This is a genomic window from Clostridium sp. UBA2485 (assembly GCF_002341865.1).
Taxonomy (GTDB): domain Bacteria; phylum Bacillota; class Clostridia; order Clostridiales; family Clostridiaceae; genus Clostridium_J.
Genome location: NZ_DDOV01000031.1, coordinates 195290 through 213426, shown reverse-complemented (window position 1 = coordinate 213426; position 18137 = coordinate 195290). Strand labels below are relative to the sequence as shown.

The window sequence follows — 18137 nt, the reverse complement described above, 5'->3', positions numbered from 1 at the left end:
GAGACAGGAGGATATAATGAATAATATTAAAAATGAAGTACTTATTGTATTGACAGAACAATGGAATGATTGGGAAGCAAGTTATGCAATTGCAGTTGTCAATTCTTTTTCAGATTATGAGGTTAAAACAATTGCAATTGATGATGTTCCGAAGAAATCAATGGGTGGTATCAATGCGTCTATTGACTACAAGATAAATGATTATCAAAATTTTAATAATCTTGCCATGGTCATTCTCCCAGGTGGTCTTTCATGGGAAGAAAATGACTATATGGAAATTGCAGATTTTATTAAGAAACTCATGGGAGTACGCATTCCTGTGGCTGCTATTTGTGGATCAACTACTTTCTTATGCAAGCACGGATTGCTTAATAATGTAAAACATACAGGAGATAGCTTAGAATTATTTCAAAAGCAAAAAGAATATATAGGAGAGGCATTTTATATTTCTGCACAGATAGTTGTTGACAATAAAGTTATTACTGCAAATGAAACTGCTGCTGTTGAATTTGCTTATGAAATTTTTAAAGCATTAAAGATTGACAGTGATGAAGAAATGGCACAATGGTATGATAACTTTAAAAATGGTGCAATTCGCTAGAATGTGAGTAAAATCATATCAATAAATTCTAATTTATCTAAGAATGGACTATGAATAATTTTAATATTTAAAGTTTCAAGTAAATAATAAACAATATATTGAAATACCGCATTATTCAGATTGAATTTTGCGGTATTTTTACGTCGTATTTCAAATATTTTATGAAGTTAAGAAAAGAAAATATAAAGTGAATAAGATAAAAACAGAAATTAAAGGATTAGCCTATGAGTTAGTACATGAAGAAGCTAATGAAACATGTAAGAGCTATAGTGAATATATATCTTAAGGACTAGATAGAGCATATGAAATCTTAAGGGTTAATAGAAAAGAATTTATAAAAATGTTTGTATAAGTAGCACAATACGCTGTTTTACGAGGAAAAGTGCAAAGTAAGTATATTAGTTAAATAATAAAATAATACATATATATTCAAAATCATTATCCTAAAATCTATAAAGAGTATAACTTAAAGATAGAAGAAAGCCATAAAAAGAGATTTAAGTCTATGCCGCAAAAGAGTGCAGAAGTTAGAAGAAATCAGAAAGAATATCTACTGTGCTTTAACAATAAAGCTTTTGAAAAATTACCAAGAGAGGAATTATAAATGAGATAGCCCCAATAATATGGATTGACAAAAAATACACTGATTAAATCTGTAAAAAATACGGAAAGAAGCCTGAGAAAGTCTGTAACAAGTTCGGTAAGTATATGTTAATATTAAATCATGGAAAAAGGTAGTAACCATAGCAGGATTACAAATGTGGTTACGGATACTAGAAAAGAGTAAATTTTAGAAAGACGCCTAGGTGACTAGGTGCTTTTTACATACATTGATAAGCTAAGAGAGGTATATCTATATACAAAACAAAGAAAAATTTTAATTAGTTAATATTTTAAATTAAGAAGTTTACTTATAATGTAATATATAGTGCTATTTGTCTAATGATTTGAGTTGAAATGGGTATGTTGAACATTTATAATGTTTACTGGAAATACTTTAAGGTGGAGGGGATAATATGAGAAAAAAATTTACAATTGCATTAATTATGATATTAGTACTATTGCTAGGGAGTTCTGCTACTGTATTTGCAGCTGATTCTATAGAGAGCAAACTTAAAAAGGACTATTCCAATAATTTAATAGCGAACTATAAACTTGATGAAAGAGATGAAAATACTTGTATAGATACTATAGGACAATATAATGGTACATATAATGGCACTATAAGTATAACTGAAGATAATAATACTTTTAGAAGATTTAATGGGATAAGTGATTATATACAATTCGATAATTCAATTATTCCTGTTGGTAAAAAATCTATTAAATTCAAAGTACGAGTAAATGATATTCCTAACAAAGATATGGCAGTTTTGAATAATGCTGTATCAGATAAGCAATTAATTTATGGTAGTTGGATAGGGATAGATACAGAAGGTAAGGTTGTATGGAATATATATAATGGAGATTACAATGTTTCAAGTAGGCTTATCCGTTTAGCTTCAACAAGAAATATTTGTGACGGACAATGGCACACAGTTTTATTAACATGGGATGGAACTACTAATTCTAATACAGCTAAAATGTATATTGATGATCTAAATACTCTAGATATTAGCACAACATCAAAGAAAACAGAATCAAATAATTTAACGTCAAACTTAATAATAGGAAAAACATTAAATAAAGCGCATCCATATATATTCAAAGGTGATTTAGATGAAATTGAAATATATAATGAAGTTGTTGATTATTCAAATAAAGCAGAGACTATATCATTAGACAAAACATCTATGAATTTAATGGAAGGCAGCTCAGAAAAACTAACTGCAACAGTATTACCTGAAGATACTGCAAATAAAAAAGTTATATGGTCATCAAGTGATGAAAGCATAGCAAAAGTAGATGAAAGTGGAAACGTAACAGCTATAAAAGAAGGACAAGCAATAATAACAGCTAAAGTAGAAAATACTGATTTAATAGCTACTTGTGAAGTAAATGTAAGCAAATTAGTAGAAGAAAATAAGAATAATGCAATACTTAGTATATCTCTAGTAAATGGAGCTACAAAAGAATATGATGTAAGCATGGAAGAAGTAAATAAATTTATAAACTGGTTTGAGGAAAGAGCTAATGGTAAAGGACTAGCAACATATTCATTTAATAAAAAGATCAGTCCTTATAAATCAGTAAAAGAATATATAGTACATGATAAGATAGCATCTTTTGAAGTAAGAGAATATGAAATAAGTAAATAAATTAGATAAAAAAGCACTTACTCATGTAGGCGCTTTTTTATTTTGATGTGACAGGTAATGTGCGCATTGTTAACCTAATCAAAATAAAAAAGGAGAGATACAAATGTTAAAACCACCTATTTGTTGTATGGGAAGAAAGAGTAGATTACAAAATGGAATCAAGAAAATTATATATTAATCTAGTTTCTTTATTATATATTTTTTTATAATAGTGTTTCTTAAATCACAATTTTTCATAATATGTATATATTATGATTAGGAGCAATTATAAATGTACAAGCCATTCATATATTTGACATTACAGATAATAATTATAAATTAATTGGGGGGATTAATAATGAGTAATCAAGATTTATTTGAATCTTTTGGTTCTAACGACGGTTGGGATAGCGGAAGAAGATGTAGGAGAAGATGTAGAAGAAGATGTGAAAGAAGATGCGAAAGAAGATGCGAAAGAAGATGTTGTAGAAGAGACGATTGGAGTAATGATTCGGGCAGCTTTGGTAATGAAGGCGATGACCTACTTTCTTTATTACTTCTTTTCTCCATATTATAATCTTGCTTCTATTAAATCACTATAGTGTTTGCTAATAATACTCTTAATGAGATTAAATAATAAAATTTTATATATTATAAATAATTTATTATTCTCTAGGATTGGTATTTAAATACCAATCCTTTTTAAGATTCTATTAATTCTTTAAAGATATTTACTAATAAACATTCATTTTAATTAATTACTTTTATCAATTAATAATATTTCTCTTCTCTACAATTTAGTGTATAATTAAGATATAATTAAATACATACTAAAATAGATTAATAATATAAATATATAATTTCAGAGGTGATAACTATGGGTATTTATACAAAAGGTGGAGACAAAGGTTCAACTTCTAACCTAGCTGGAAATAGGCTATTAAAATGTGATTTGTTAATTGATGTTCAAGGACATATAGATGAATTAAATAGTCATGTAGGATATTTAAATTCTATGCTTTGTTTAAATCAAGGCATTAAACCTTTTGCTAGAAAAGAGATTTCAACTTTTTTAGAAGAAATTCAACATAAACTATATGTAACTGGTGTAGAAATCTCCTTAGAATTTAAAGAACCTAAAATTAAATCAGAAGATGTTACTGTTCTTGAAGAAGCTATTGATAAAATGACTAATTCAATGCCACCACAAACTCACTTTATTTTATACAGTGGTTCTCCAGAAGGGACTTATGCACATGTAGCAAGAGCTATAACTAGAAGAGCTGAAAGAGCTTTCGTTGAACTAATTCATGAAAGAAATATAGATGTAGGGGATAGCTATAAATATATAAATAGATTATCTGACTATTTCTTTACATTATCTAGATATTTAAATCATCTACAAGGTAAAAAAGAAACTATAATGGAACTAAGATAGAGCATAATTTATAGCATTATAAAAATGAGATTAAAATTTATAATTAATTTTAATCTCATTTTTTACCCTCAGCTCACAGTTAAAGGTAATGTTAAACTGTGAATTGTTTTAATGTCATAATTTATATTTCCATCTTAAGTGATTTATCATTAATTGCTCTTTGTACTGCTAGTATTCCATCTAAATGATCATACTCATGTTGTAACAATTCTGATAAGTCACCAGAAAGTAACATTTCACAATCATTCCATAATAAATCTTTATAACAAATTTTACATTTTTTATATCTTGAAACTTTAACCTTTAGTTTTGGAAAACTCATACAATCGTCCCAAAGTTCAAATTTTTCTTCATCAACAAACTGCAGTTTAGGATTAATAAATACTACTGGTTTATCAATATACATATAAATAATTCTTTTAAATACATCAATTTGCGGTGCTGCTATTGCTCTTCCACATTTATATTTTTTTCTAAAATCTATTAAAGTATCGTGCAAGTCTTCAGTTACTTTTTTCACTTCTTCTAATTCTTCTTTTCTAACTTCACTTGATACTTGATATAATTTTTCATTACCTAATAATAAAATTTCTCTTATAGCCATCTCTTACTCTCCCTAAAATTATAAATATTTCTATAAAATTATTTTTTATAATAATTTTATAAATTTAGACTCTTTAAGTAAATATTCTTTATCTTAAAAATCCAAAATAATAGCTTTCACCTTTTTCAATTATTTCTTTATTATCTTTCAATGCTTTATTATTAATAACAACTTTTATAACATCATTAACCATAGTTTCTCTTGCAACACTAATTAAATAGGCTGGTCTACTAGTCTTTCCTTTATCTTCATAGTATAAAAAGTCTTCAACTTCTTTAAATGCAACTATTTTTTGTTCTATATCGCCTATATAAACTTTTATATCTTCTTCACTTACTTCTGGCCAAATATCATCATTTCCATCGGATTCATTACTTATATATTTCATATTTTCTAGTACTTTTGTTAAAGACATTGGAACAAAATGTATATTAATACTATGTTCACCATACCATCCGTGTAATCTATAAATTTCAAATTTATCTATCCTTACATCTAACTCCATATCCTCAATTAAATTAACATCATATAGCCAGCATTCTAAGGCTTCTTTAGAATAATCTTTATTAAATATTGCTATATACTCCTCTTTCTCAGCTAAACATACTTCATAATATCCTTCTTCATTTCCTATAACTTTAATATCATTATTGGTTAAAACCATTGGATTTTTTACTGGTGTCCCATCAAAGTAAGTAACTCTTCCATAAAGGTTTTTTAGCTGTACTGGAATATTATATTCTTCTCTATCTATAATTACTTTAATGTTGCTCATACTTTGGAATATTTCTTTTAAATCAACTTTTAAATTAAAAGCACTTTTTTTCACTAAAACAATACTTTTTATTAAAAGTTCATCATCACAATATACTTTAATATTCTTTTGTCCATCTTCAAAGCCTTTTCCACTTACTTTTATATATGGAATATTATCTATATCCCAGACCTCTTTTTTTATTATACTTTCGATTGTAGTTTTAAATTCTGGATTATTATTAATAAATACTCTTAACTCTCCCATACCCTAAATTCCCCATCTTATTATATTAATCTATATTAAATATTTTCTAAAATTTAATTTCATAGCTTTAAATTTTTATTCAACACCAACTTTCTTCTTTAAATATTCTTTTACCACTTCCATATCATCAGACTTGATAGTTCTATCTTTTAAAATTTGATAGGTTTCATGACCTTTTCCAGCTATAACAATTACATCTCCAGATTTTGCACTATCCATTGCAAAATATATAGCTTCTTTTCTATCTAAAATTTTTTTATATGAACAGTGAGTTCCTTTTATCCCCTCTTCAATATTATAAAGAATTTGTAATGGTTCTTCTGTTCTAGGGTTATCAGATGTTATTACACAAAATTGTGAATTTTCACCTGCTATTTTCCCCATTATAGGACGTTTGCTTTTATCTCTATCACCACCACAGCCAAACACTGTAATAACTTTACCTTTTGCAAGACCCTTAACAGTAGTTAAAATATTCTTTAATGCATCTGGACTATGTGCATAATCAACAATTACAGTATATCCCTCTTCTGTATTTATTGCTTCTGCCCTCCCCCTTACAGTTTTTATATCTTGTAGTGCTAAAATTATATGGTCAAGTGTTAATCCTAAATGAATACAAACTGCAATAGCTGCTAAAGAATTATAAACACTAAATAAGCCTGGAATTTTAATAACTACCTCTTTTTCTTCCTTATTAAAACTTATTTTAAATCTTGCACCATCAGCAGATAATCTTATATCCTTTGCCATTAAATCTGCACTATTATTAATTCCATACGTGAATATCTTAGCTGTAGCAGTATTTATTATATCTTTTGACATACTATCATCTATATTTACTATAGCATATTTACATTTTGTAAATAACTTTAGTTTTGCATTTTTATAATTTTCCATAGTTTTATGGTCATCTAAATGGTCTTGACTTAAATTTGTAAAAACTCCTATATCAAATATGCAATTATCTACTCGATGTAATTCTAATGCCATTGAGGAAACTTCCATAATTACATCTTGAACTTTCTCCTTTGCCATTTTTCTAAGTAGCATTTGAAGTTCTAAAGATTCTGGTGTTGTAGGCGTATTCTTTTCTACTTCTAAAATTTTATTTCCTATTCTATTATCAATAGTACCAATTGTACCAACTTTATGACCTAGATTTTCCAATATATTTGAAATAATAATGGATACTGAAGTCTTCCCATTAGTGCCAGTTATTCCAACTAGATTTAATTCTTTTGATGGCTCATTATAAAATAAACTTGATATTTCAGATAATACTTTTCTTGTATTTTTAACCCTAATTATATTTACATCTTCAGAGCTTATTTTTATTTCCTTTTCAACTAATATAGAAGTAGCACCATTTTTAATGGCATCATCTATAAATCTATGACCATCCACTTTAAATCCTTCTATACATACAAATAATGAATTTTTCTTCGTAATTCTTCTTGAATCATACACAATTCCACATATCTCTGCATCATCATTCCCTTTTAAAATATCATAGTCTATTTTAAATAATAACTCTTTTATATTCATAAAAATTCTCCTATTCTTCTTTAATTAATGGAGATCTATTTCTTTAATTAGTTCTATTAAATAATCTTTATAATCATTTTATGATAATATCCTTAATATACAAAGGGACGGTTCATTCTTTTAATAACCACAAAATTTATTTATATAATTTTTTAACATTATTTAAATGTATTTTGAATTATATCCGGTAATACATTATAAATGGGCTTGTTCATTTTTCCTTCAAAGTAATCTTTTAATTGAAAAGTAACTTTCCATTTTGGTATTGTAAGCTCATTCACTCCATATCTTAAAGCTACATCAACCATTCTTTTTTCTAAAAGACAAAATCCACTTGGCAAAGCAAGTGCATCACACAGTTGTATTAATTTATCATAATCATCAAATTCTACTTCTTCCAAATATCTTTTAAGAAAACTAAAATTCTCTTCGGTACTATCCCACTCATCCAAAATTATATTTATATTTTTATAAGGAAAAGAATGTGTAATACAAATCCTTGCTAATAAACTATATCCTTTTTCCATAGCGTAATTATATCCGTCTATACTATGTCTTATTTTATATACTCCCACTCTTCTTCCAATATCATGGAGCATTCCTAATACTTCTGCAACTTCTGAATTTAAGCCTTCTATATTCTCCGCTATTAATCTAGCAGCTTGTCCAGTATATTTAGAGTGTTCTACCCACGGACCTGGGTTTAAACTTTCTGCTTCTTTTAAAATTAACTTTGCCTCTTCTAAAGTTGGAACTCCATTTAATATATTGTTTTTCATAATTTCACCTTTATCCTTTAATATAATCCTTCTATATAAATAAACATTTATATATTTATTTAATTAATTAGATTGGTATTATTATGCAAAATCTTAATTAACCTTTCATTGTATCGAATCTCTAACATTTATTTTAAAGTATAAATTATTGTAATAATTATATTTAACTAATCCAATAGATTAATATATGAAAATTATACCATATATTTTCAATTATCAGTATTACAGCTTCTACATCTACAGGCTTCATCTCAATGATAAATAATCTAACTATTTATAAATTTTAATATAAGGGACGGTTCATTATATATTTAAATATATTAATAAATGATGCTAAAAAATAATGAACCGTCCCTTTCTCATATTTTTTTATTATAGACTAATCATTCTATCTATATAGTAATTAAAATTTGATGTGATTTTTTATAATTTTAACAGCTTGTCCATTGATGAGATTAAAATATTATTTTTCAAAATAAATTTTTTTCTTTTATTACTATCTTAACATACTATTACTTTGCTATTCATTTCTATAAATTCATCTAATAAACTTTTATGAAATTTATCTTTTAAAATTAATTCAATACCATCACTACATAGCTTAGATATATTAGATTGTGTTACATTTCCTATTAAACTACATATATCTTTTGCTTTTTTACCTGCGAATTGTACTAAGTATACTACATAGAGAGCTTTTATTTTTCGACTTTTTCTTCTATATTTTAAATTAAGTTCTATTTCTTCTGTATTTGTTTTCTTACATATAAAACTTCGTATTTGTTCATCACTTAGATTTCTAAGTAAAATTACTTTTTCACTTCTATATTCAGATTTTTCAACTTCAAATTCGACTTCTTTAATTCTTTCATTTGTTATCTTAAACATAGTTTTATAATAATTTTCTCTTGCATTTTTCTTTGTTTTGCCAAATAATCTCATAATAAAAGCTTCATCGCATATTTTAAATTTATCTTTTTTAAATCCTAAGTATAGTGATAAACTAGAGAATTCATAAGTTTCCGTCTTATCTTTATACCCTATAATATCCACTGCATTTCTATGTATATATTTTGAAACTTCTATTAAATAAGTATCATTTTTTATAGGTTTACTTTTATATCTATCTCTAAATACAGGCCCTTCATGCTTTTTGCTTTTTCTAAGGTATCCTCCATATCTTAAATTAAGTTTTTTCATAACTTTTCCTAATTCCCCACCATTAATATCAATTAAAAAATGTGTATGATTATCCATTAAACAATAGGCATATATTTTAAAATTTTCTTCTATCTGCAGTTTTCTTAAAATTTTTAGCATAACTTCTTTATCTTTATCGTCATAAAATAAAAGTTTATTTGGAAAACTTCTCGTCATAATATGATATATTCCTGTATCGCATAATTCTCTTGCTCTTCTTGCCATCAAAAAATTCCTCCAATAATTATAATTTGTTATAATTATTGACAAATCTATGAAGTAATAAGCTAATTTTAATTAAATCAAAGGGACGGTTCACTATCTATTAGATTTTATATTAACTAATCTAATAAATTTAATGAACCGTCCCTTTACTAAAGTTTAAAAATAACTAAAACAGTAGTAAATTTTTAAAAAAACTGCTATATTTTCTTCCACAATATATGCTCTTTAAATCAACATGTCCGTAGTAGAGATATTTTATTTATAAATGTATTCATTTAACATATTCTGCACTTCTGGAACTTCTAAAATAATATCATCTATCAGCCACTTGCCATCAATACGTACATAATCTTCATGATCAGCATAAAATACCCAATCCATATTATTAGACGAGAAAAACTTTTCTCTATTTATTTTTTCATAAGGATTAAAAATAGAAGTATCTTCCCTGTTCACTTTTCCATAGGGATTAAAAATAGAAACATCTATTTCAAGATAAGTTTCCTTAGAAGTATCTATTTCATATAATTTTTTTATTCCATGGCTTACAAGTATATTTCTTAAAATCTGAGGTGGGACTTTTTTATCTATAAAAAAATAATCACCAAATAGTGAATCATCTTCAGCTTTACGAAATTTTCTACGAGCTTCTAATAAACAATTTTTTATTCTATTACCCTCTTCCTTCCCTAAAACTCTTCTGTAAAATAAAGGCTCCGCATATTTTAGCCTTTTTTCATTTAGTGATATTATAAAATCCTTAAACTCTTTCTTTTCATCTTCTATAGCTCTATACATTATTTCTTCCTTTTCAAATGAATAAGAGTCCATACAGTATTTATCTACATCAATATGTGCATTTTCATAAGAATACATAATATACTTTTTTAATTCCTCTGTTGTTTTAAAATCTTCTGGTACAGCTTTTTCAATTTCCTTTAATATACTACTTAAAATTTTTTCTCTAGCCAATGCGTTATTTAATGCTTCAAGTTCATACTCAGCATACATCTTTGTTTTATAATCTCTATATTCAACTCTGTTAAATAAATAAAAATGCTCCTTAAGCCAAAAGGAACTATGATACATGCAGTATCTTCTACATTCATTATGTAAACTTCTTATAATATCCAATGCCTTAATTACCTCTCTTTAAAAATAATAAATATTATTATTTAGCATACAAATACCCATATTTAACTGTTCTCCGCACAGTTAAATATTATAATACTTTTTATCTGTACATATAGTCATTTAACATATTGTGAGCCTTAGGGACCTCTGAAGTAATAGCCTCTATTAACCAGTCACCACAAATGTATATAGATTCTTCATGATCGGCAAAAATTACCCAGTCCATATCACAGGATGACCAATATCTATCACTTTGACTTACATCATAAGGATCAAAGATAGAAACATCTATCTCATGATAGATTTTTTTACCTATATGTATCTCGTATAATTTTCTTATTCCACGATTAATAAATATCTTTCTTAAAATCTGAGGCGGTAACTCTTTATCTATATAAAGACAGTTACCATATAGTACATCTTTTTCACTATAAGCAAGTTTTTTATAGGTGTCAATTAAAGATTTTTTAATTGTCTTACCTTCTTCCTCAGAAAAAACTTTTCTATAAAATAAAGGTTTAACATTTTGCAAATCCTCTTCATCTAAAGCCATTATAAAATTCTTGAATTTTTCTTTTTCGTCTTCTATAGCATTATACATTACTTTTTTCATTTCAATTTTATAAGGTTCAAATATATATTTTTTTTCATCAATTTTTACATTCTCTGAAGTATATATAATATATTCTTTGAGATCTTCTATTGTTTTAAAGTTTTCAGGTATTATCTTCTCAATTTCATTTAATATAACTTTTAGAATTTCTTCTCTAAAAGATGTATTACTTGCTTCTTCAGCCTGATAGAGAATAAATTCTTTTGTTTTACTATACCTATATCTAAATTTTTCTCCTAATTCAGAAGCTTGCCTATCCCAAAAAGCACCATTATACATACAATACCTTCTACATTCATTATATAAATTTATTATTATATCCAATGCTTTAACCACCTCTCTTAAAGACTCATAAGCTAACAATATGTTCTTTTGCTGACTATTAATTAAAGGGATAATTCATTATTTTTCAAATCATGTGTTGATTAATCTAATAAATCTAATGAACCGTCCCTTTGATAGATAATTAATGTGTTCCTAATATACCCTTAGTTCTACATCTTTTTTCTATAGTATTAAATACTAATGCTCCCATTAAGCAAAATCCAAACATGGAACATATTAACAGTAAAAATTCTTTAGATAGTGGCATTATTGAATTTTGCTCTAAAAGTATTGCTCTTGTACTATCATACATATAGGTTAATGGTATCATTGAAGATATAAACAATGCCCATTTTGGAAGCACTTTTAGTGGAAAATATCCTCCTGAAAATCCTATAACTAAGTTATTTCCTATATCAATAATTGTATTTGCTTCTTTTAACAATAGTACTGCCGAAGAGATTGCTAATCCTAGTCCAAGTAATCCTATAACTCCAGGAGTGATAAATAATAATGCTTTTAATATATTAGCATTTACAGTAAATCCAAATACAAAGTAGCAAGATATCCCTGTTAATATAATTTCAAAAGTTGCTACACAAAATTGAAAAGCACTTTTACTTATTAACAGTCCTATTCTACTTACAGGTGCACTCCAATTTGATTCTAAAACTCCCTGCGTCATTTCTTCTTTTAATGCAAAACCCATACTCCACGATACCGTCCAAACATAAGTAGATACCATAAATCCTAAAATTACAAATCCCATATAATCAGAGTTTCCTGCATATTTTTCAAAGCCAGGGAACTTTCCATTTAAACTAAAGCATTTACTCATAAAATAAATTGGTGCAAGCCATATAATAGGATCAATTAAAGTCATAAAAAAATTTATAGGGTATCTAAAATATATCTTCATTTGCATTATAAATACTGCTCTAAAAATATTTAGCCCTCTCTTTATTTTCTCCATATAAACCTCTCCCCCTAAAATCTTTCTAAAGAGCCTACTTCTCTTACTTTTCTTTCAGTAAACCCGAAGGCTATTCTACCTAATATCAATATTATTACACCTTGAATTAAACAAATCATAATACTCTTACTTGCAGTAACTAAATTTCCTCCAGTAACCATAAATCAATTTATACTCTAGTACAGAAATTACTGCTTGAAAAATCAACATTAACATAGAAATTAATCCCCCGCCAATTAAAATGTCAAATCGGTTTATAGGGCAAAGCCATGTAGATTCTAAAGTTCCTTTATTTTGTTCATTTCTTAAGTAGTTTCCAAAGCTCCACATAATCATATTAACTGCCATCCATACCATAGTACCTATAACTATATAACTAACTACATTATCTGCACCTGTAGTACTTTCAAAAATAGCCATACTTTCACTATCGTTGCCTCCCATTCCTACCGCGGATAATATATACATAAGTGGCATAATTAATGGCCATATTATCAGATTTACATACCAAGTAGAATATCTTAAAGTTTGGCGAAGATCTTTCTTAAATATGGCAAAAATAACTCTTAATCTATTCATATTATCACCTACTCCCTAAGACTTTTACCTGTTAAATGAATAAACACATCTTCAAGAGACGGTTCTAGTACATTAATATTAATAACCTTAAGGCCATTATTAGATATACATTCTAAAAGGTTTTGCATTATTCCATTATCACTATGATGTTGAATAGTAATTTCATAGATTCTTTTATCTTCTATATAAGTAGAAATAACTTTATCTACCTCTTCTATATTTCTTACGCATTCTAAGAACTCTTCACTACAATTATTTAACTCTACTTTTATAGATTTAGTGTCGTTTAGTCTGCTCTTTAAATTCTCTGGAGTATCTAAAGCAATAATTTCCCCCCCATCCATTATTGCAATTCTATCACTTAAAAAATCAGCTTCCTCCATATAGTGCGTAGTTAAAAGTACAGTTCTTCCTTCATTTTTTATATCTAAAATAATTTCTCTTAAATTTAATGCTGATTGTGGATCTAATCCTAAAGTAGGTTCATCTAATAAGACTATAGGAGCATTAGGCATTAATGCTTTTCCTAGAGCAACCTTTTGCTTCATTCCTGTAGAATACTTTTCTACCAGTTCATCAGCTTTATCAACTAAACCTAACTTTTTTAATATTTCATCTGCTCTTTTAGCTCCCTCTTTTTTATTTAATCCATAAAGAGCTCCAAAGTATTCTAAGTTTTCTCTAGCAGTAAGTTTCCAATATATACTTCTATCTCCTGCTAATACTGTTCCCAAATTTCTTAATGCTTCAATAGAGTTCTTATCCACATCTAAACCTTTAATTTTTATTTGTCCACTAGTAGGTCTTAATAAACCTGTTATCATTTTTATTACAGTAGTTTTCCCTGCACCATTAGGTCCTAATAATCCAAAAACTTCACCCTTATTAATTTCAAAGCTGACCCCATCAACAGCCTTAAACTCTTTCTTTTCAACAACCCTAAAAAATTTCTTCTTTTTGCTATAAAAATATTTTTTAACATTGTCAACTTTCACAATTGCTTCCATAAAATATAAAGCCCCCTTATTCCCTTTTTATGTAATATAAAAGTATTTTAATTGTAACATAACATTGTTACGTTGTAAATAATAAAAAAAGAATTTAGTGAATAATATGAAATTTCTTCACTAAACTTTATAGATAAACTTAATAACTATTTTACTTTTTCCCTAGTTCAAATTAATACTTATTTATATAAAAAACTTCTTCTATCATTTCATTATCACTTATTTGTAATAAAGTCTTTATATTGTTTTTCATAATTTCTATCCATATTACTAATATATTTATTTAAATATATTTTAGAGAATTCTTCACTGGTGATATTAAACCTATTAAGTACATCCATATAATACATTAAAACATCACCCATCTCTTCAATAAATTTTTCTCTAACTTCATTATTATCCATAATTTCATCTTCACCTTTTTTCTTTATTATGGATATAACTTCTCCTATTTCTTCTATCATGTATAATATAAAACTCTTACCATATTTAGGTTCCATAGGAGACCAATTATCCTTATTCTTCTCCCATAAAGTTTTTGAAAACTTAAGCATTTCGGAAATTCTTAAGTCCTCTCTATCTCTGTCCATTTTAAATCTCCTTCTTATATTTTATTTTTACTTATAAACAATCTAATCAAGTTTTTATATATAACTTATCTCTACATATTTTCCTAATTTCTTTAAGTATTTTTCTAATTCTTTAACTACCTTTATTTTCAAGTTGAAATCTGAAGGAAATAGTGGATTTTGATGGGCAGGATTTATAGCTTGACCTACCCAAATATGAATCTGGGTTCCTTCTTCTATAAGCATTTTAGAAAGTTTTGATGCTCCATCTGCTCCTTCAATAGGCGAAGTTATTACTTTATTTTTCTTTTGGCTTATATATTCACCTATTATTTCAGCAGTTTTATTTAGTGTTAATAATCCTTCAGTAACTAAGTCCATTCCTTTCATATATCCCATGGGGGGGACTTCTTTGCTAAAACTTTCTAAGTCTATATCTATTTTTCGCTTTAATTCTCTAGCTACTATATTGGCAGTAGTACCACCACAAAGAACTTTTTTACCTTTACTTTCTAAAAGTTTTTTAATCATATACTTATCATCCTCTATATTTTTAGGTGGTCCTGTAAATATATCTATATATTCTTCTGGCTTTAATTTTATAGTTACTACAGTTGTATCATCACCTGGCTTATTATCATAAAGGTTATTACATACTTCTATAAGATGTCTTGCAATATTTTCAACATATCTCTCTTTTACTATGATACTTTCTAAGAAAGTATTTATATCTTCCCATTGCCATCCTAGATTTAATAATTGGCCCACTCCAGCATGAATTACTCCATCACTTACTAATGTTAGTACATCATGCTCTCCCATATAAAATCTACTTTCATATATTTTCTTTCCATTAATCTTTTTTTCTTCTTTATAAATTTCACAAGCTTTACCGTAGCGAAAGAAAAATATTGGTGGATTATCATATTCAACCATGTAAATCTCACCATCATTAGTAATTTGTATTATTGTAAAAGTTGAATATGCTAATTTTCTAATTTGACATTCTGGAAGAGTATTTACAATGGTATCAATAGTATCCTCAATACTTGCACCTTCTTTGAGCATTGTTATAGCAATTTTAGAAGTTAAAGTTGCTAATATATTTGCTTTCACTCCACTACCTAGTCCATCTGCCATAACAATAATCATTCCATTTTCTGTTTTAGCTATCTCTACATTATCTCCACAAAGTTCTTCACCATATTTATTCATACTAAAATTAGCTACATCAATAAAATATTTAATCATACTTCTTTTTCCTCTTTCAATACTTTTTTAAGCTTCATTAATGCAACCTTTGTTTCTGCTGTAGTTTCCCCTAAAAGACTTGCTATTTCTTGAGCTACTCTCATTTGTTTATCAATAATAGTTTGAGTAACATCTAGGGTGTTTTCTTTTATTTTGCTAAGTTCAAGTTTTCTATTCTCTTCTTCTGTAATATCTGTAAAAATAACTAAAAGTGCAGATTGTTTTTCCATATATATAATGCTTCTATAAGCATAATAATCATATTCTGAGTAACTTACCTTTTGTTTAGGTATGCTCTTTTTATTTTCAATTACTTTTTTAAAAGTAGTATCCTCCATAATAGTAGAAATAGATATGCTGCTTAAGTCTTTATTTTCTATTCTAAAAATTCTTCTTGCTATAGGATTCATATCAATAATATTTAAAGATTTATCTAGTAATAAAATAGCATTAGGTGAATTTTGAAAAATCTCATTACTCATTCTTTCAGCAAGTGATCTCATATAAGGAATACACATATCTATTTGAGACATATTTTGCGATACTGCTATAGCCTTTTTATAACAACTATCATATCCACAGGCACCACAATTTAGTTCATCTTCTTTTTCATATTTACCCATCTTCTGTAAAATCTCTTTTATTTCTTCTTCTGTAGGCATATAACTCTTTATACTTCTATCTTTAAAAGTACGGCTTAAATCCACTAAAGGGTTTTTATAATTAATTTCCTTTATGGTTTCTTTTTCTCTTATACTTATATATTTATGCAAATTTTGTATTCTCTTAAAAGGTGTTCCTCCTTGGGCCGTTCCCCCTGGACCACCTAAACAACTTTCATTACAAATACTTAGTTCAACACAAACATTTTTTAAATTATTGTTTTTTAATGATTCCAACACAGATTTACAATTTTCTATACCATCAACTTTTATTAAATCTATATCTTTTGATAAAGCTGTAGACTTTATAGCACTTAATATCCCTCCCGCTAATGGATAGGAGTTTCCCCTTCTTGAACCATAATTATCTACTTTACTTTCTTTTAAATGATTAAAATCAATGCTTTCTTCACCTATCCATTGAATTAACTCATCAAAGGTTAATACTGCATCAACAATACCTTTATTTTCTTCTAATAATGCTTCATATTTTTTAGATATACAAGGTCCTACAAACACTACAAAGCTATCAGGATGACTTGCTTTTATAGTTTTTCCATGAGCAATCATAGGAGAAACTACAGGAAGTATGTCAGATATTAACTTAGGATAATATTGCTCTATTAACATAATTACTGAGGGACAACAACTTGTTAAAAATTCTTTTTTATCACTTTCTCTAATAATTTTTTCATAACTTTGGGAAACCAATTCCGCACCTATAGAAACTTCTTCTACAATTTGAAAACCTAGTTTTTTCAATGCAGTAACAATTTTAGGTGAATTTTCAAAAAATCCACGAAAGGCAGGTGCAATTTGTGCAATAACTTTATTACCATTTTTAATTGCTGATTTTATATGCTCTAAATCAGAAAGTACATTTCTAGCATTTTGAGGACAAACTACAAAACAATGACCACAAGCTATGCAGCGTTTCTCTATAATCTTAGCTTGATGATTTTTAACCTCTATAGCTTTTACAGAACAAGTCCTCACACATTTATAACAATTTTTGCAGTTAGCTGGTGAAAAATTCATTACTTGCATTACATCACCTTCTTTACAATCTCTAAGTTAAAGAACTCTTCAACAAAATTAGGCTCTACTGTATATATATCTGAATCATCAATCATTACTGATACTGCTTTAGTACAATGTCCCAAACAGAATGCTGCTTTTAATTCTACCTTATCTTTTAAATTATTTTCTTCAATTAATCTTTGTAGTTCCTTTATAATTTTGTGAGATCCTTTCAGATAACAGGCACTTCCCACACATACCTTTACAACCATACAATTGCCCCCTATAAATTTTATATTTTAAGTATAGAATTTTGTTAATATTGTGTCAATTTAATTCAGAAAAATTCTAG

Annotated in this window: 18 protein-coding genes; 4 read left to right on the top strand and 14 right to left on the bottom strand. The window is 27.2% G+C overall.

Annotated elements, in window-relative coordinates; all coding sequences use genetic code 11:
• The first annotated feature begins 16 nt into the window (after positions 1-16).
• From B3603_RS04980 to B3603_RS04965, 4 genes are all read left to right on the top strand, one after another.
• Positions 17-601: a DJ-1/PfpI family protein gene (locus tag B3603_RS04980; protein ID WP_291561431.1), complete on the top strand. Its 585-nt coding sequence runs from the start codon at positions 17-19 to the stop codon at positions 599-601.
• 1016 nt (positions 602-1617) lie between these two features.
• On the top strand, positions 1618-2859 hold the full coding sequence (locus B3603_RS04975; protein ID WP_291561429.1) for an Ig-like domain-containing protein: 1242 nt from the start codon (positions 1618-1620) through the stop codon (positions 2857-2859).
• Between the two features lie 337 nt (positions 2860-3196).
• Positions 3197-3415, top strand: coding sequence for a hypothetical protein (locus B3603_RS04970; RefSeq protein ID WP_291561427.1), 219 nt, complete (start codon positions 3197-3199; stop codon positions 3413-3415).
• 300 nt (positions 3416-3715) lie between these two features.
• Entirely contained in the window at positions 3716-4276 is a 561-nt protein-coding gene (locus tag B3603_RS04965; RefSeq protein WP_291561425.1) for a cob(I)yrinic acid a,c-diamide adenosyltransferase, read from the top strand.
• Between the two features lie 121 nt (positions 4277-4397).
• Here B3603_RS04965 and B3603_RS04960 read toward each other — a convergent pair whose 3' ends face one another.
• From B3603_RS04960 to B3603_RS04895, 14 genes are all read right to left on the bottom strand, one after another.
• Positions 4398-4880: a peptide deformylase gene (locus B3603_RS04960; RefSeq protein WP_291561423.1), complete on the bottom strand. Its 483-nt coding sequence runs from the start codon at positions 4878-4880 to the stop codon at positions 4398-4400.
• Positions 4881-4968: 88 nt separating this feature from the next.
• A complete protein-coding gene (locus tag B3603_RS04955; RefSeq protein WP_291561420.1) occupies positions 4969-5901 on the bottom strand; it encodes a hypothetical protein in 933 nt (310 codons plus the stop codon).
• Positions 5902-5976: 75 nt separating this feature from the next.
• On the bottom strand, positions 5977-7449 hold the full coding sequence (locus B3603_RS04950; protein WP_291561418.1) for a UDP-N-acetylmuramoyl-L-alanyl-D-glutamate--2,6-diaminopimelate ligase: 1473 nt from the start codon (positions 7447-7449) through the stop codon (positions 5977-5979).
• A gap of 158 nt (positions 7450-7607) precedes the next feature.
• A complete protein-coding gene (locus B3603_RS04945) occupies positions 7608-8228 on the bottom strand; it encodes an HD domain-containing protein (protein ID WP_291561416.1) in 621 nt (206 codons plus the stop codon).
• Positions 8229-8729: 501 nt separating this feature from the next.
• Complete coding sequence (locus B3603_RS04940) at positions 8730-9653, bottom strand: transposase (RefSeq protein ID WP_291561414.1); 924 nt, start codon at positions 9651-9653, stop codon at positions 8730-8732.
• 255 nt (positions 9654-9908) lie between these two features.
• Entirely contained in the window at positions 9909-10787 is an 879-nt protein-coding gene (locus B3603_RS04935; RefSeq protein ID WP_291561412.1) for a hypothetical protein, read from the bottom strand.
• A gap of 100 nt (positions 10788-10887) precedes the next feature.
• Positions 10888-11724, bottom strand: a complete 837-nt coding sequence (locus B3603_RS04930) for a hypothetical protein (RefSeq protein WP_291561410.1) — start codon at positions 11722-11724, stop codon at positions 10888-10890.
• Between the two features lie 142 nt (positions 11725-11866).
• Positions 11867-12697, bottom strand: a complete 831-nt coding sequence (locus tag B3603_RS04925) for an ABC transporter permease (protein WP_291561408.1) — start codon at positions 12695-12697, stop codon at positions 11867-11869.
• A 126-nt stretch (positions 12698-12823) separates the two neighbouring features.
• Positions 12824-13276 carry a hypothetical protein gene (locus B3603_RS04920; protein ID WP_291561406.1) on the bottom strand — a complete coding sequence of 151 codons (453 nt, stop codon included), beginning with the start codon at positions 13274-13276 and terminating at the stop codon, positions 12824-12826.
• Between the two features lie 8 nt (positions 13277-13284).
• The gene (locus tag B3603_RS04915; protein ID WP_291561403.1) at positions 13285-14283 is read right to left on the bottom strand and encodes an ABC transporter ATP-binding protein; all 999 of its coding nucleotides are present in this window, start codon (positions 14281-14283) and stop codon (positions 13285-13287) included.
• 215 nt (positions 14284-14498) lie between these two features.
• Positions 14499-14873, bottom strand: a complete 375-nt coding sequence (locus B3603_RS04910) for a MazG nucleotide pyrophosphohydrolase domain-containing protein (protein WP_291561401.1) — start codon at positions 14871-14873, stop codon at positions 14499-14501.
• A gap of 54 nt (positions 14874-14927) precedes the next feature.
• Positions 14928-16103 carry a SpoIIE family protein phosphatase gene (locus tag B3603_RS04905; RefSeq protein WP_396151807.1) on the bottom strand — a complete coding sequence of 392 codons (1176 nt, stop codon included), beginning with the start codon at positions 16101-16103 and terminating at the stop codon, positions 14928-14930.
• Complete coding sequence (locus B3603_RS04900; RefSeq protein ID WP_291561399.1) at positions 16100-17812, bottom strand: [Fe-Fe] hydrogenase large subunit C-terminal domain-containing protein; 1713 nt, start codon at positions 17810-17812, stop codon at positions 16100-16102. Before B3603_RS04900 ends, B3603_RS04905 begins: the two co-directional genes overlap by 4 nt.
• The gene (locus tag B3603_RS04895; protein ID WP_039636165.1) at positions 17812-18057 is read right to left on the bottom strand and encodes a (2Fe-2S) ferredoxin domain-containing protein; all 246 of its coding nucleotides are present in this window, start codon (positions 18055-18057) and stop codon (positions 17812-17814) included. The genes B3603_RS04900 and B3603_RS04895 overlap by 1 nt, the downstream gene beginning before the upstream one ends.
• Between the last annotated feature and the right edge of the window lie 80 nt (positions 18058-18137).

Excerpts from the sequence above, each read along its gene's own strand:
- B3603_RS04980 (WP_291561431.1), top strand. The coding sequence starts at position 17 with ATGAATAATATTAAAAATGAAGTACTTATTGTATTGACAGAACAATGG.
- B3603_RS04975 (WP_291561429.1), top strand. The coding sequence starts at position 1,618 with ATGAGAAAAAAATTTACAATTGCATTAATTATGATATTAGTACTATTG.
- B3603_RS04970 (WP_291561427.1), top strand. The coding sequence starts at position 3,197 with ATGAGTAATCAAGATTTATTTGAATCTTTTGGTTCTAACGACGGTTGG.
- B3603_RS04965 (WP_291561425.1), top strand. The coding sequence starts at position 3,716 with ATGGGTATTTATACAAAAGGTGGAGACAAAGGTTCAACTTCTAACCTA.
- B3603_RS04960 (WP_291561423.1), bottom strand. The coding sequence starts at position 4,880 with ATGGCTATAAGAGAAATTTTATTATTAGGTAATGAAAAATTATATCAA.
- B3603_RS04955 (WP_291561420.1), bottom strand. The coding sequence starts at position 5,901 with ATGGGAGAGTTAAGAGTATTTATTAATAATAATCCAGAATTTAAAACT.
- B3603_RS04950 (WP_291561418.1), bottom strand. The coding sequence starts at position 7,449 with ATGAATATAAAAGAGTTATTATTTAAAATAGACTATGATATTTTAAAA.
- B3603_RS04945 (WP_291561416.1), bottom strand. The coding sequence starts at position 8,228 with ATGAAAAACAATATATTAAATGGAGTTCCAACTTTAGAAGAGGCAAAG.
- B3603_RS04940 (WP_291561414.1), bottom strand. The coding sequence starts at position 9,653 with ATGGCAAGAAGAGCAAGAGAATTATGCGATACAGGAATATATCATATT.
- B3603_RS04925 (WP_291561408.1), bottom strand. The coding sequence starts at position 12,697 with ATGGAGAAAATAAAGAGAGGGCTAAATATTTTTAGAGCAGTATTTATA.
- B3603_RS04920 (WP_291561406.1), bottom strand. The coding sequence starts at position 13,276 with ATGAATAGATTAAGAGTTATTTTTGCCATATTTAAGAAAGATCTTCGC.
- B3603_RS04915 (WP_291561403.1), bottom strand. The coding sequence starts at position 14,283 with ATGGAAGCAATTGTGAAAGTTGACAATGTTAAAAAATATTTTTATAGC.
- B3603_RS04910 (WP_291561401.1), bottom strand. The coding sequence starts at position 14,873 with ATGGACAGAGATAGAGAGGACTTAAGAATTTCCGAAATGCTTAAGTTT.
- B3603_RS04905 (WP_396151807.1), bottom strand. The coding sequence starts at position 16,103 with ATGATTAAATATTTTATTGATGTAGCTAATTTTAGTATGAATAAATAT.
- B3603_RS04900 (WP_291561399.1), bottom strand. The coding sequence starts at position 17,812 with ATGCAAGTAATGAATTTTTCACCAGCTAACTGCAAAAATTGTTATAAA.
- B3603_RS04895 (WP_039636165.1), bottom strand. The coding sequence starts at position 18,057 with ATGGTTGTAAAGGTATGTGTGGGAAGTGCCTGTTATCTGAAAGGATCT.